The following is a 14460-nucleotide window of genomic DNA, read 5'->3' on the forward strand; positions in this document are numbered from 1 at the left end:
GACAGAGCATTGTTGGTTGCTAGCAATTATAGACAAAGCAACCATTGATAGCAGAGAAAGGTCAAGAGAATAGAGAGGTAAGGGGAAGTGACGTCTTCCCCTTAGATTGACTAACCAATGAGCTTGTCGAAACTGTCCATCACTTGTTGGCACTTCATCACGCGGCCATGCCCCTGACCTTGGGTCGTCACCAGTTCCACTCGCGCTATTTCTTCAGCGGCTTTGCTCGAGACATGATATTTTGCGAACTTATCTCCTTGATCATGAACGATAATTGTTGGTGAAGTGCGCAGCTTAAGTTTGTTGTAGGGGTCGATAGACTGAAGCGGATAGCGATACTCCTGCTCCACTTCAGAGACAACTGCATTAAACAAACGCATCGAGTACCCCGAGCGGGCCACACTGCCAAACAGGTTATCTAGGTAATCAAGCACCGGAGCAATAAGCAGTAAAGGTTTGTTAGCCAGCTTTTGATGATGACACTCTATCGCCGACACTGTCCCCATGCTGTGTGCAACTAAGCCTGCGACCTCTTGCTCTACGCTATCGAGAATCGCCTCCAAGCCGTGAACAAACGCGGGTATATGACCGTACGCGCCTTCGCTTTGACCGTGTGCCGGATGATCATACGCCAGCGCGGTGTAACCACGACTGGCAATATGCGCCATCAACGGGAAGAACTGACTGGCGCTGCCAGACCAGCCATGGCTGAGCAACCACACCGGTCCTGAGCCAAGCTGGTAGGTTTTCAATACCCCTTCTCTCGAGTGAACTTCCGCCTTGATCAGCCCCTGCGGTTCACTGTTTTTGGGCTGAGTGCGAGCAGGGGTCAGCAACAACTGACGTGCGGTTTTTTTCGCGTGGTTGGGTAACAGCGTATGGTGCAGCCGAGTGGTCATATTGACCAAACTCTTTTTCACACTGAACTTTTGCGAGGTATTAAAGTAAATCTTCTCACTCATGGGGTTTTCCTTTTGCAGCCAGTCTTTAGATTACGCAAAAAGCGAACGACCGTGCTATTTATAGTTAAATAATAAGCCAAGCACACTGACTCGGCCTATATTTCGATTATTTCCAAGCGTTGAACAAACGCCTAACACCCGACCAAAAGTGTTGATAGCTCGCTTGCTCACCGTGGATCGAGTAGAACAAATGCGCGCTAAGATAGAGCCCGTACAACTCAAAGGTGGCTTGCTTTGGGTCTAGGTCGGCGCGAAATTCACCTTGCTCGACACCTTTGGCAATCTGAATTCGCAAGTATTCGACCCAAGACGCAATGGTCTGCTTCAATACCTGTTGAGTCGGCACATTGTCTGAATCGGCCTCTTTCCACGCATCCAAAAACATACAACTGCCTTGAAATGAGTGGTTCCAGCCGAGCCAGTTGTCGAGCAGCGCGGTCAACTTAGCTTCGATGGTTTGCGTCTGTTGCTCGCGTGCCGGTGCGATCACTCGCTGAGTAAACACACGATTGGCGTGCTCTAACACCGCGATTTGCAAGTTATCTTTCGAGTTAAAATGGGCAAACAGACCGCTTTTTGACATACCACACTGCTTCGCCAGCTCGCCAATGGTTAGACTCTCTAAACCATTTTCACTGGCCAACTCAAACGCTTTGTTCAGTATGTTCTCGCGGGTAATTTTTCCTTTACTCATCATCTACTCTCATCGCTAACCTATTAGTTTTAGCACACTCGTTCTTTTTTTCCAACTTAGATTCAAACCGGATGAGCCAATCCGATGAGTGAATGACCGCATAATCTCACCACTCACACACAAGTCGACCCACTCCTTGACAAAAATCATACCCGCTTGAAGGGCAGCTGAGGTAATTTGGCGACTTTAGATTATTCAGTCGTCGTTATGCAAAATAAAAAAATTCAGAGTATCGAGCTTGGGCGTGTGGTCGCTATTTTGGCCATCGCTGCCATGCACTGCCAACTGTTCCTCAGTTATTGGCATATTGGAGACACCCCTTGGGTCGCCTACATTTTCAACCAAGCCACACGGTTTGCCGTGCCGCTATTTTTCCTCATCTCTGGTTACTTGATTGAGCCCAAACTCAGCCAGCAACCGCTGCAAACGTTAAAGCGCTACAGCTCGCCACTGCTACGAGTGTTCGTTGTCTGGAGTTTTATCAGTCTCGCCATGCCGTTTAACCTTGAAACGGTGGCGCAGCACGGCTATTTGGCTGAGCGCCAAGGATATTGGGGCTTTCTCGCTCAAGCGCCTCTAAACTCGCTGCTTGAGGGCGGACTGGTTCATTTGTGGTTTCTTCCGGCCTTGATCATCGCCACCGCCATTGGCGCATTGCTCAGTCACTATCGACAATTAGCGCTGTTTGTCCCATTAGGCATCGCTTTATACGTCTATGGCGTGTTGGCTGGCAGCTATCAAGAACTGACGGGCTTTGTCGCGCCATTTTTTACGCGAAATGGCCCTTTCTTTAGCACCTTACTGTTTGCGATTGGCTTTACCATTCGGCAAAAATCGATTCAAGCAACCGCTCGCCAAGCCGGTATCTTGGCCTTGGTGGGGATGACCCTCCATTTCGCCGAAGCGTGGGTGCTCACTGGTCACAATCAAGCTTTTAACGCCAATGACTTTGTGTTTGGTACCGTATTGTGGGGAACGGGCTGTTTCTTATGGCTATTGGCGAAACCCAACTTGGGCAGCAACCAATGGCTAACGGCGCAATCTCGCTATGTCTTGCCGCTCTATGTGGCACACTTACCGATGATCATCGTCATGATGAATGTGGCGGGCGCGGCCGGCCTTAGCGGTTTAAGCAAAGATATTCTGCTGTTATTTGGCGCCACGGTCCTGACGTTTGGCTTGATTAAGGCTCTTGAGAAAACGCCACTGTATCGATGGTTGTTTCGTTGATTTAATAAAAAAGCGATGAGTTTAACTCATCGCTTTGCATACCAATCGCACTAATGAGATGTGCAGAGAATTGGGGTGATTGGTATTACTTTAGCTCTCTACCACAAGCTATGATAAGGCAGATAGAAAAGGTTGATAGCCACCAGCGCCACCATCACCGCAAAGGTCAGCTTCATTCCGCTAATGCGCCCTTTCAGTTTATCGGCCAAAATCGCTTTTGCGTGAAGCAGACGCCCGATAATAAAGGCCACGCCGAGTAGATGAATCATCCAAAGCGGTGCCCCATTGTACTCGGCAAGAGCCATCATAATCACTGTGATCGGCACATACTCAACCGCATTGCTATGCGCACTGCGTGCCATTTGCAGGGCGGTCACGCCGCCATCTGCGTACTTAATTTGTGCTTTACGTCGTTGCTTGATCACCTCAATCGCAAGCCACAACAAAAGCAGCGCCGATAAACTGGCATAAAGGGCCGTTACCATGTTTTCACTCCTTGATTCATCCGCTGCTTTAACCGCTTATCCCGATATCGAGCAGTCCGACGAGCTTCGCTCATCCGCGCAGCATTCCTGCTGCAAGAAATCAATCACCTCCTTGAGGCATTGATAATCAGTGACACAATAAAGGATTCGTCCTTCGCGCCTTTGGCTTATTAGACCAACATCGACTAGGTTGGAGATATGGTGTGATAAGGTTGACCCTGGAATCGACAACTTTTCTTGCAATCCACCCACCGCGATGCCTTGGTATCCCGCTTTAACCACACTTTTGTAAATCGACAGTCGCGTTGGGTGTCCTAACTCTTTCAACGCTTTAGCGACCGCTTCCAGCTCCATTCATCACTCCTACTCGTTGATACATTTCCAAAGTAGTCGAAGCATACGCAACTTACAATCCCTTTCAATCGGCTTTTAACCTTTAAACTTGACCCATGTCTATCTATTGCCCGGCAAACCGAGAACGAACCATTAATTGAGCAAAAATTAACCTACATCAAGTTTAGTGGTGATTTGGTCAAGTATCGGCATAGGCTCGCCTAAACTTGTGGTAGCCAAATTGGAAAAGCAAGGAGGGAGACTGATGATTTTGCTACATAGAGACTATCAGTTAAACGACACCGGCCACTATCACGCTCATGTGGCCATCAATCCTGTCGGTTTCATTGATGTCGATATCGAAGAAAGCGAGCAGCACCATAGCGCAAAGTTCAGTGAGTTAGTGTTTAAAAAAGCGGACGGATGCACGCAATTGATTGGTCGTCATGCTGGTCGACCCTGGCAAGTGACCTTGTCTGATCAAGACGCGGCTGAGGTTCATCATTTAATTGATCAAGCTGCTGACGAGTTTGAAGTGTTGATGTGTGACCTATAAAAATGGGCAAAAGTGAGGTTTGAACTAACTCGAGCCTCACCTAGCCATGATGTCGAACCAGCGGCAACCCAGAGAAAAGACGTTCAACCACGCGCTGAACGTTGGGCATGAGTATATAGACCAAGCCAACAAACACAATCGAGCCAATCAGATCGATAGGACGATGCATGCCGATCCACAACCGGCTGTAGGCGACCATCAAAGCCCATCCTCCCAAAGCGGCGGTAAGAAGATAGCGTCGATGCTCGATAAACAGTGAACCGAAAAAGACCAAACAAATCGCGGCAAAAATAGTGTGGCCTGACGGAAACGAGTAATCTTTCTCCCCTTGCCAATGTTGAGTTCGCCACGGTGAGACCTTCGCAGAGATCTGCTCAATCATTTGTGCCTGTTGCTGATCGTTCAACTTGTAGAAGTGACTTGGCTCAGGAATAAGAAGCTGCTGGGTCAATAGCTCAGTATAGGGACGGGGACTTTCCGTCATCTGTTTCAGCCCGGTTTTCGCCGCAAAGCCGACCACCAGCAATAACCCCAGCTGTGCCATTAAGGTGACAAAGCGCAATCTGTACCTAACGAGATGCCAAGAGAGGGCAATCAGCACCACCAAAGTGATGGCAAAGCCGTGATGACCAGCAGAGTCGGTCATCGCGCTAAACGCCACGCCCGACAGGTCACTGACTGGTTCCATTAAGTTGATATGGCTTACCTGCAGCGACATCAGCGCAACTGAAAGCAAAAACACGGCAAGTAGCAGTAACCCGCTACGTTTGTTTCGAAGAAGATTGTTCACGATAGACGACACACCTAACAATGCTGAGTCAGCATGTTAGCCGAAGAGATCGCTACGGTTTATCAATGGAATGTCAATTTGTTGCCAAGGAAAATCGTCCTGTTAACCCGCTAGCGTTTTGAGGCAAACATCTGCTTATCTGCCCGTTGCAACAGGAGCTCTAGTTTCATGTCACTTTTGTCTTTCGCCGACGCCACTCCGACACTAAATCGCAGCTGATATTGTCCGCTATGGTCTTGGTTGAACCTCTCGACTGCACTGCGAAAACGACTGATGGCAACATCGGCCACTCGATCGCTGGCACCAGACATCAGAACCACAAACTCATCGCCACCAATCCGTGCAATCACATCGGAATCTCGAAACGACTCTGTCAACAGCAGAGTGAAGCTCACTAGGGCTTGGTCGCCAACCGCATGGCCGAAGGTGTCATTAATCTGTTTAAAGCTATCGAGATCAAAATAAGCCAGCGAGACTGACAACCCTGCCACCAAACAGTGGTCCATCGCTTTAGGTGCCAATAGCTCAAAACCACGCCGATTGGAAATCTGCGTCAGGGCGTCGGTGGTGGCGGTTAAACTGGCCGAGAGTTCATTTTCAGCAATCTTGGCTAAATCAACCAAGTCGACTAACTGCTCAGAATTGAGGTGACGCGGCTGAGTGTCAAAAATGCACAGCGTTCCCAGTTTGTAACCATCAAGGTAGACCAGAGGAACGCCTGCATAGAAACGGATCCCCGTCTCTCCTGTGACCATAGGGTTATCACGAAAGCGCTCATCTTCCAGTGCATCGGCAATCACCAGCGGCTCGTTGCCCAAAATGGCGTGGCCACAAAACGACACTTCGCGTGATGTTTCACTAAAATCCAGGCCATCGCAAGATTTAAACCATTGGCGATCCGAGTCGACCAAACTGACCACAGCGACGGGCACATCAAACAAACGTCGAGCAAGACGGGTCACTCGGTCAAAGCGTTCCTCAGGTTTAGTATCCAGAATATTGAGTCGTTTTAGCGCCTCAATTCGCTGCGCTTCGTTTTGTGGCTGTTTTGGCGCTTGCATCGTAATCATCTCATTCACTTAGATACAAAGATCTTAGCACTCAAAAGCAGCGATGTTGAGTCAGGAGAAGCCATTAGCGAAATTAACCTCGGCCTGCTCACCGTTTGCGCTATCTACTAGCGCACATTGTAATGGCCAGGAAAGAAGTGCGACACCGGTCCGTGTCCGTGACCGACTTGCAGATCATCGGCATGGGTCAGTGCCTGAGTGAGATATTGTTTAGCTAAACAGACTGCCTTATGCAAGCGATGCCCCTGCGCGACATAGGAAGCAATCGCCGACGATAACGTACACCCAGTGCCGTGCGTGTTGTTGGTGAGCACTCGCTTGGCGCGCACCAACTCGTAGTCGTCCGCTGTGACCAGTAGATCGTTGCTGGTCGGTTGGTGGGTTAAATGACCTCCTTTTAGCAGTACGGCATTAGACGCTAGCCCGCGCAGCTCAGCCACCAGCGCGCCCATTTCATCCTCGCTGCTTGGTGTCGGTATATCAAGCAGTGCAGCCGCCTCTGGCAAATTAGGGGTCACTAAGTCGGCAAGAGGAAGCAGTTGTTGCTTCAGGCTTTGTATCGCTTGCTGCTCGAGTAACAGGTCGCCGCTGGTCGCCACCATCACCGGATCGACAACCACAAACTTGGGACGATACTTGGCCAAGTGATCCGCGACCACTTGAATGATGTTGGCATCGGCGAGCATACCCACTTTCACCGCAACCACATTCAAATCCTCAAACACAGCCGCTAACTGACTGGCAACATGCTCGATAGGAATCGGGTGAATGGCTCGTACGCCTTGGGTATTTTGCGAGGTGATCGCCGTGACCACTGAACAGGCATAACTACCCGTGGCAGAGATGGCTTTAATATCAGCTTGGATTCCAGCACCACCGCCACTATCAGAGCCAGCAATAGTGAGAACAATGGGAGAAGTGTCTTGTAAATGTGGCATAAAAGCTCCTACAACAAGACGCAGGAACCCTTATTGCAAAGCGAATAAGGACGCAGCCTAGGATAGGACTGCGTTTATAGTTCCCTACGTCAGTGTTAACTGAATCAGGTTCAACGGGTCTCGCACAGCGATCTCAGCCTTAACTAGGCACCCCGACTATCGAAGTTGGATATTAGCAGCAATTATTGCCCATGTGCAGGGTAAAATGTCACAACGGTGAGCCAGTGGCCGCAGTACCGAAATTTATTGTTATCATATACACTCATTAACATAACCATCTCTTATAGGTATAGCGCATGCTCAATCCAGCTTGGCTTAAAACATTTGCCACCTTAATTGATACTGGCCACTTCACCAAAACCGCTGACAAACTGTTTATGACCCAACCAGGGGTTAGTCAGCACATTAAAAAGCTGGAACAGGCGTGTGGTCACCCATTGATTGAAAGGCATAACAAAAGCTTCGAAATTACCGAGGCGGGCAAAACCGTTTACCAGTATGCGCTTGAGATGGAATCGCAGCAGCAGCAAATGCTGCAATCGCTTGACCAAGATGATCCCTTTTCGGGCAAGTTGGCTGTGTCATGCTCAGGCTCGTTGGCACTGCGGCTCTACCCTCACTTACTCGATTTACAATGTAAACACCCTCAGCTGGTGACCCACCTAGAGGTTGCTCCACAGCAAAAGATTTTGGCGGGTGTGATCAATGGCGACGTCGATATTGGCCTCATGACTCATCAAAGCTCAGACCCAAGAGTCGAGTCGGTTAAAATCGGCGATGAACCGCTCTGTTTAATGCTGCCGAAAATGTGCCAAACCGAAACCTTAACTTTAGCGCAACTACAAGCGATCGGCTTAATTGGTCACCCTGATGCCGAGCACTATTTATCGCTGTATTTCTCACGCTGCGCTGAACCTGACTTAGCCACCATTAATATCAATCAATTGCCCGTGACAGGTTATATCAACCAACTGAGTCAAATTCTGCTCCCGGTCGCCAAAGGGCGAGGCTTTACCGTGCTCCCACAAAGTGCGTTGGAGGCTTTCAGTGACAAAGAGCGCATTGCCGTTTACCCATCCAAGCAAACCGTGATTGAAACTCTGTATTTGCTGACCAAACGTCATCGTCGCCTCCCGGCAAGGTTCGACACTATCAAACACACCCTTAAGCAAACGCTGAATGATGCCAATCGGGACAAATAGGTGGTGTGGGATTTGTGTGGGGGGGTATTGAAACGGCTAAGCTCGAACCACAAGATCAAAAAAGGAGCCACAACGGCTCCTTTTTTGCTTAGCGTAAAGTCATTTATGCTTCAAGGACATCTTCGCCAGACATTTCTGAGATAAGCAGTAAGTCCGACTCGTCCAGCTTCATACCCAAAACGGGCAGGCCATGCTGTGCAACCCAGCAGCACATAAATACGAAGAAAGCTAACGCGATTATACCTAGTGATACCATAATCATTCTCCTTCTGGGTTATCAAAAAATGTATCGATAACTCACAGGTGAGAGATAAAGAGGGGTAAAGCAAAAGGCCGTTGAAAATACTAATTCTTATACGTTTTTCGATGCACGATAACGAATTGCTCGTTAGGCTGTGTGTGTCTATTGCGTTCAGTTGTTCGTATTTGCTCTGGGAGTTTACTTGGTTCTCTACACCTTTGAAGTTATTCGGCTACCCTTTCAATATAGTGATACCGTATAGATGAAGCAACCATATTTAGTGTCTATTGGTCAAAAGATCACAAATTTTATGCTGCTGCGCGCATAATTATGCTCACCGTCACTGTAATACATAAAAAATGGGGCACACTGCCCCATTCCTATGTCGTTTGATGGCTTATGCGCCAATCACGCCACCGTCTTCTCGAGTGATGGCCATGATGGTCGAACGTGGCTTACTGTTACCGCCCGCTGGGAAGTGAGACGGTGCGCCTCTCTCACCCGGATGCTGAACGCCAACAAACATGGTTTTGTAATCAGGTGAGAAGGTTAACCCGGTAATTTCACACGCGATAGGCCCCGTCAGGAAACGGCGCACTTCGCCAGTGATCGGGTCGCCACACAACATCTGGTTATTGCCTTGACCGGCAAAGTCCCCTTGGTTTGAGTAGTTACCGTCGGTCTGAATCCACAAACGGCCCGCTTTATCGAAGCCAATTCCGTCTGGGCTATTGAACATATTGTCGGCATTAATGTTGTCGCTACCGGCATACAGATCGCCCTGGTGCACCGTTGGGTTACCAGCTATCAGGTACAGATCCCAGTCAAAACGCTCTGAGGTATGGTCACCATTTTGTGGTAACCAACGCACAATCTGACCATAGTGGTTTTCTTGACGTGGGTTTGGCCCACCTACTGGCTGACCTTCTTTCACACCACGATGTTTATTGTTGGTCAGAGTGCAGAACACGTGTTGGTTGTTTGGATGCACCGCTACCCACTCAGGACGGTCCATCGTAGTCGCACCCACTTGTGTTGCTGCGCGGCGAGCAAAGATCATCACTTCCGCTTGGTCATTAAAGCCATTCTCTTTGGTTAAGCCGTTTTTGCCATAGCTAAGCTCAATCCATTGGCCTTGACCTTTCAGCTCTTTATCATCCATATCGAATTTGGCCACATATAAGGTGCCCTCTTCGAGTAGGTCACGATTGGCGCGGTCATTGCCTGGTTGGTACTTGTTCTTCGATACAAACTTGTACAAGTGCTCGCCACGTTCATCATCACCTAGATACACCACAACGTGTCCATCATCATTGATAAGTAGCGCCGCGTTCTCATGCTTGAAGCGTCCTAGCGCTGTGCGCTTAAGTGGCGTAGAGGTTGGGTCGTTCGGGTCGATTTCAACCACCCAACCGAAGCGGTGCGGTTCATTAGGATGTTTGGCGACATCAAAACGCTCATCGCTGTCATGCCATTGGTATTTGCTTTTCGCCGCTTTAATACCGTAACGCTTGTGATCCGCAGACAGCTCAGCGCTGCCGCTGGTACCAAAGTAGCCGTTGAAGTTCTCTTCACAAGTGAGATAAGTGCCCCAAGGCGTCTCACCATTGGCGCAGTTGTTGAAGGTGCCAAGTGGCTTGGTGCCGCTTGGGTCCAATTTGGTCTTCATTAATGAATGACCGGCCGCTGGCCCAGTTAAGCGCATTTCCGTGTTCGCGGTAATGCGGCGATTGCGCTGGCCATTTTTGTCTAACTGCCATTCACCGCCAGACTTAACAATTTCAAACACAGTGACACCATGCGCCGCCTGTGCTTTGAGCACATCATCAGCCGTCATCGCTTTGCCGCCATGGTCGAACAGCAAATCGTAATTGGTGTATTCGTTATTGACGGCGATCACGGCACGTGAGTCGTTAATCGGGAACAGGCTCATCCCATCGGTGTTGTCACCAAACTGACGGAGTTGCGCTTGTGAGCCTTGTTTACCACTAGGGTCAAACTCTGGGGCATCGGGAAAAATTGGGTCTCCCCAAGAGAGCAGTGGCGTTGCCTTGTAGCCTTTGGGAACAACGAACGCATCTGCGGTTGAAGCGGGAACGGGATCAAAATTGAGCAAAGATCCTTGGCTGGAAGCGGCAAACGCTTTGGTAATCGGGTTAAGCGAGAGGAAAGCACTCGCGCTGACGGCGGCGGTTCCGGCTAAGAATCGACGACGGGATAGTCGTGCATCGATCATTTGGCTGAATTGAGAATCTTGATTGTCACGATCCCACATTGCTGACTCCTTGTGTTGATATTTTTATATAAAAAGCGCAGAGATCGTAGAAGTGCAGCGTGACAAAGTGGTTAAGCTATTGTTTCTAAATGATGAAAGAAAAACGTCAATTTAAGTGAGTTTGCATGACAGCTTCATGTAAACGCGTCACCCTTCACTTTAATGCAATAAAACAGCGTTTACATACAGAAAAATGTGATCAAAGGTCTAGATCTTTTGCCAATTGACGGCTACATTGAGTTTTGTTCATGAGGAACTAGATTCACAAAAGGCTCATTGAAGAGCAATGTTGTTTTTTAAGTGAGGGATTATCATGAAAAAAATGAGAAAAGCGCAATTGCATCGCGTTCGCATTCAATACTGGAAAGAGTCGAACAAAAACGCGAACAAATCATCATAACGCGCAACCCACCGTACTAAGCTGGCCTAACCGCCAGCTTTTGTGTTTTTAGCGCTCAGTATTATGCAGCCCTATCGCGAAAAGGGCTCAACTGACCCAACTCATGCAAAATGCTCTGAGTCTGTTTCGAGTACAAGTGCTTGTCTTTATAGCCGACCAACTGCACCTGACGCACTTTATTGAAAAGGAGCAACTGTCGCAGCATCCGATTCACCATTGGCACTTCGAGCGCCGAGTGACCTTCCAAACGAGTGAGCGGGTAGAGGCTGTTTAGGTCGATGTTAACCACGATATCATCACAATGAGCAAGATAGGTCGCCAACTGCTGCTTCACCTGAAAGCGGTGGGTAAACGAACACTCTTCGATACTCAGCCAGTCGCAGCCCAAGTCTTCGGCGTATTCTAACACGCGCTCGCTTTGCTGCAGTGCATCAATCCCCAAGCAAAATAGACGACATTCGCTGAAACGGCTCAGCGCAAAGTGAAACGCACTGCCCTGCTCCAACTCAAGTGACGGTTTAAGCTCAAACTGACGACCAATATGGACGATGCCAAGTTCGCGACTAGATGACTGGATAAGCGGTAAGGTGTAGAGCAGTGTTTCACACTGGTTAGTTAATACCACTGGCATCGCTTGCGAGCCCAAGCAATGACTTAAGCTAAGCTGGTAGTCGTCGCGCGACTGAGCAGTGAGGTTAAAATGTCCACCATTAAACCAGTGTGACCCTTGGCTATCCGCGACCCATTGATACATCTCCTCAAGGCTCTGATTGGCCATTTCAAACTCGACTTGGGCCATAGGTTTGAGCCTCTCACTCACGCTCAACATCACTAAACGATGGGATGTGATCCCAATGGTTGTGTGTTTATTGTGACGACGAAATAGCCCAAACATATCCATTACCTCTCTGGGGGCAGTGCCCTCGCTGCTTGTAAAACGTGTAAAACAATCCTTTGTTGATTGAGTTGAACGCGATGAGCCGGAGCCATCACGCTAATTGCCCCAATCAACTTTGAGCCTTTCATTACCGGCGCGCTGATCCCCGATACCCCAACGTCGATTTCCGAGGTACTGACCGCGTAGCCTTGATTTCTGATCTGCTCTAACTCTTGCTGCCACTGCTCGATTCTCTGTTGCTCACCAAAGTGGCGTAAAATCTTTTCGCAGCGCGCAACTGGCATATAAGCCAACATCACTTTGGATGAGGCGCCACGTAGCAGGGGTTGACTTTGACCCTGGACGTAACTGCAACGAAGCGCCTGCATACTCTCTTTCCGACTGACACACAAAGCTCGATATCCAACCGGCACCATGTATGCCGCCATCTCGCCAGTCTGCTTTTGCAGTCGGTTCAGCACCGTATCAATCACATCGAGATCGTGCTGACTGGTCTCATAACTGCGCATCAACAGCAAAGCTGCCGGACCGATGATCAAGGTTTTGTCATTCGGACTTTCTTCTATTAGGTTCCACTCTTTGAGCAGTTTCAGGTGTCGATAGAGACTGCTGATCGGGGTACCCAATTGTTCGCTTAACTGTTTGGCGGTGACAGGCTCATCGCTCACCGCAACTTGCATCAAAAGTTGCAGAACTTTCTCGTTAACCTGTCCACTATTTAGCTTCATAACCTTTATGCCTATTTGTATCGCTCCGAATGAGTTTCGATCAAACTATATTCTTACAATGCGAGAATGCGTAATATCTTTTCGCTTCATTTTCTCACCAAATGGTAATATCAACAATCAAGGGCAGAAAAAAGGGAGCTCGAAAGCTCCCTATGATTATCCTTTGAGTGACTCGCCGTTGGTTTGAATCACGCTTTGATACCAGTAAAAGCTTTTTTTGCGTTTTCTGGTCAAGCTACCAGTGCCGTCATCGTGACGGTCTACATAGATGTAACCATAGCGCTTACTCATCTCTGCGGTTGAGTTAGCCACCAGATCAATCGGTCCCCAACTGGTAAAGCCCATCAGCTCCACACCATCTAAGATAGCCTCTCGTGCTTGAACTAAGTGGTCATTCAGATAGGCGATTCGATAGTCGTCGACAATCTCCCCTTGCGGATTAATTTCATCACGCGCTCCTAAGCCGTTTTCGACAATGAACAGCGGCTTTTGGTAACGGTCGTAGAGGAAGTTGAGTAAGATGCGCAGACCTTTCGGGTCAATTAACCAGCCCCATTGGCTCTTCTCCAAATACGGGTTAGGCACACTATCGACAATATTCCCCACCTCTTTATGCTGCTCATCGGCACTGGCGCAGCCGCTGGCGTAATAACTGAACGACACAAAATCGACACTGGCGCTAGCCAATAACTCAAGATCGCCCGGCAACATCTGCACATCAATATTGTTATCACGGAAGTAACGCAGCATGTAGCCTGGATACTTACCGCGCGTTTGTACATCGCCAAAGAACAGCCATTTGTTGTTCTCATGCATGGCTGCCAATACGTCATCTGGATTACAAGTGAATGGGTAGTTGATCGCCCCAAGCAACATGTTGCCAATCTTGCCATCAGGGATGATTTGATGACACAAGTTGACCGCCTTGGCGCTGGCCAATAACTGATGATGGATGGCTTGATAGATGTCTTGCTCCGACGCCTCTTCTGCCAGACCGACGCCGGTAAATGGTGCGTGGAGTGACATATTGATTTCATTGAACGTCAGCCATAGCTTGACCTTGTTTTTGTATCGCTCAAAGACCGTACGTGCATAGCGCTCAAATAGCGTGATCAACTCTCGACTTGCCCATCCACCATAGTTTTCCACCAGCGCATACGGCATCTCATAATGGGAAAGAGTCACAAACGGCTGAATATCATACTGAGCCAACTCATCAAAAATTTTGTCGTAGTAGGCAAGTCCTGCTTCGTTGGGCTCGAGTTCATCACCATTGGGAAAAATGCGCGTCCAAGCGATAGACAAACGTAAGCAGTTAAAGCCCATCTCATCGAACAGCGCGATATCTTGTGGATAGCGATGATAGAAATCGATAGCCACATCTTTGATACCCGGCCCACGCTGCGCTCGAGTTTGATGTGGGCTTAAAATCCCTTTTGGCAACATGTCTGAGGTTGATAGCCCTTTGCCATCACCGTCAAAATGCCCCTCAACTTGGTTAGCCGCGATGGCCCCACCCCACAAAAAGTCACTTGGAAACGTCATTGTCTACTCCAGATTACGCTCAATACTTCACCCATTGTAGCGAGCAAAATCGGCACAAATAAGGTTGAGTTGTGAGGCTAATTTTTCCGAGTTTGTCGACGCCGTTTAAAATT

15 protein-coding genes and 1 riboswitch are annotated in these 14460 nt (G+C 48.7%); of the genes, 3 read left to right on the forward strand and 12 right to left on the reverse strand.

Features of this window, described 5'->3' with window-relative positions:
* Window positions 1-110: 110 nt before the first annotated feature.
* The gene (locus MTO69_RS16710; RefSeq protein ID WP_248334572.1) at window positions 111-962 is read right to left on the reverse strand and encodes an alpha/beta hydrolase; all 852 of its coding nucleotides are present in this window, start codon (window positions 960-962) and stop codon (window positions 111-113) included.
* 106 nt (window positions 963-1068) lie between these two features.
* Window positions 1069-1656: a TetR/AcrR family transcriptional regulator gene (locus tag MTO69_RS16715; RefSeq protein ID WP_248335593.1), complete on the reverse strand. Its 588-nt coding sequence runs from the start codon at window positions 1654-1656 to the stop codon at window positions 1069-1071.
* 207 nt (window positions 1657-1863) lie between these two features.
* Between MTO69_RS16715 and MTO69_RS16720 the strand changes: the two genes are divergently transcribed.
* Entirely contained in the window at window positions 1864-2886 is a 1023-nt protein-coding gene (locus MTO69_RS16720; RefSeq protein ID WP_248334573.1) for an acyltransferase, read from the forward strand.
* Between the two features lie 98 nt (window positions 2887-2984).
* Here the strand turns inward: MTO69_RS16720 and MTO69_RS16725 are convergent, their stop codons facing one another.
* Window positions 2985-3371, reverse strand: coding sequence for an MAPEG family protein (locus tag MTO69_RS16725; RefSeq protein ID WP_248334574.1), 387 nt, complete (start codon window positions 3369-3371; stop codon window positions 2985-2987).
* Between the two features lie 36 nt (window positions 3372-3407).
* Window positions 3408-3725 carry an ArsR/SmtB family transcription factor gene (locus tag MTO69_RS16730; protein ID WP_248334575.1) on the reverse strand — a complete coding sequence of 106 codons (318 nt, stop codon included), beginning with the start codon at window positions 3723-3725 and terminating at the stop codon, window positions 3408-3410.
* A gap of 244 nt (window positions 3726-3969) precedes the next feature.
* On the opposite strand from MTO69_RS16730, the gene MTO69_RS16735 reads away from it, so the two are divergent.
* A complete protein-coding gene (locus MTO69_RS16735; RefSeq protein ID WP_248334576.1) occupies window positions 3970-4260 on the forward strand; it encodes a hypothetical protein in 291 nt (96 codons plus the stop codon).
* A 40-nt stretch (window positions 4261-4300) separates the two neighbouring features.
* Here MTO69_RS16735 and MTO69_RS16740 read toward each other — a convergent pair whose 3' ends face one another.
* The 3 genes from MTO69_RS16740 to thiD all read right to left on the reverse strand — a co-directional run bounded on the left by MTO69_RS16740 (window position 4301) and on the right by thiD (window position 7058).
* On the reverse strand, window positions 4301-5050 hold the full coding sequence (locus MTO69_RS16740) for a phosphatase PAP2 family protein (protein WP_248334577.1): 750 nt from the start codon (window positions 5048-5050) through the stop codon (window positions 4301-4303).
* 110 nt (window positions 5051-5160) lie between these two features.
* Window positions 5161-6111, reverse strand: a complete 951-nt coding sequence (locus tag MTO69_RS16745; RefSeq protein WP_248335595.1) for a GGDEF domain-containing protein — start codon at window positions 6109-6111, stop codon at window positions 5161-5163.
* 116 nt (window positions 6112-6227) lie between these two features.
* Window positions 6228-7058, reverse strand: a complete 831-nt coding sequence (gene thiD / locus MTO69_RS16750) for a bifunctional hydroxymethylpyrimidine kinase/phosphomethylpyrimidine kinase (RefSeq protein ID WP_248334578.1) — start codon at window positions 7056-7058, stop codon at window positions 6228-6230.
* Window positions 7059-7122: 64 nt separating this feature from the next.
* Window positions 7123-7223: riboswitch (TPP riboswitch) on the reverse strand.
* A gap of 131 nt (window positions 7224-7354) precedes the next feature.
* Here thiD and MTO69_RS16755 point away from each other — a divergent pair.
* Entirely contained in the window at window positions 7355-8260 is a 906-nt protein-coding gene (locus tag MTO69_RS16755; RefSeq protein ID WP_248334579.1) for a LysR family transcriptional regulator, read from the forward strand.
* Window positions 8261-8363: 103 nt separating this feature from the next.
* On the opposite strand, the gene MTO69_RS16760 is transcribed toward MTO69_RS16755, so the two are convergent.
* The 5 genes from MTO69_RS16760 to MTO69_RS16780 all read right to left on the reverse strand — a co-directional run bounded on the left by MTO69_RS16760 (window position 8364) and on the right by MTO69_RS16780 (window position 14347).
* On the reverse strand, window positions 8364-8516 hold the full coding sequence (locus tag MTO69_RS16760; RefSeq protein WP_176289720.1) for a hypothetical protein: 153 nt from the start codon (window positions 8514-8516) through the stop codon (window positions 8364-8366).
* Between the two features lie 382 nt (window positions 8517-8898).
* Window positions 8899-10776, reverse strand: a complete 1878-nt coding sequence (locus tag MTO69_RS16765) for a PhoX family protein (RefSeq protein ID WP_248334580.1) — start codon at window positions 10774-10776, stop codon at window positions 8899-8901.
* Between the two features lie 461 nt (window positions 10777-11237).
* The gene (locus tag MTO69_RS16770; RefSeq protein WP_248334581.1) at window positions 11238-12071 is read right to left on the reverse strand and encodes an arginase; all 834 of its coding nucleotides are present in this window, start codon (window positions 12069-12071) and stop codon (window positions 11238-11240) included.
* 5 nt (window positions 12072-12076) lie between these two features.
* Window positions 12077-12802 (reverse strand): IclR family transcriptional regulator, encoded by a 726-nt coding sequence (locus tag MTO69_RS16775; RefSeq protein WP_432715658.1) that lies wholly within the window; start codon window positions 12800-12802, stop codon window positions 12077-12079.
* Window positions 12803-12958: 156 nt separating this feature from the next.
* Window positions 12959-14347: a glycoside hydrolase family 1 protein gene (locus MTO69_RS16780; RefSeq protein WP_248334582.1), complete on the reverse strand. Its 1389-nt coding sequence runs from the start codon at window positions 14345-14347 to the stop codon at window positions 12959-12961.
* Window positions 14348-14460 lie beyond the last annotated feature (113 nt).

Source organism: Vibrio sinaloensis (assembly GCF_023195835.1).
In the GTDB taxonomy this organism is placed as follows: domain Bacteria; phylum Pseudomonadota; class Gammaproteobacteria; order Enterobacterales; family Vibrionaceae; genus Vibrio; species Vibrio sinaloensis_C.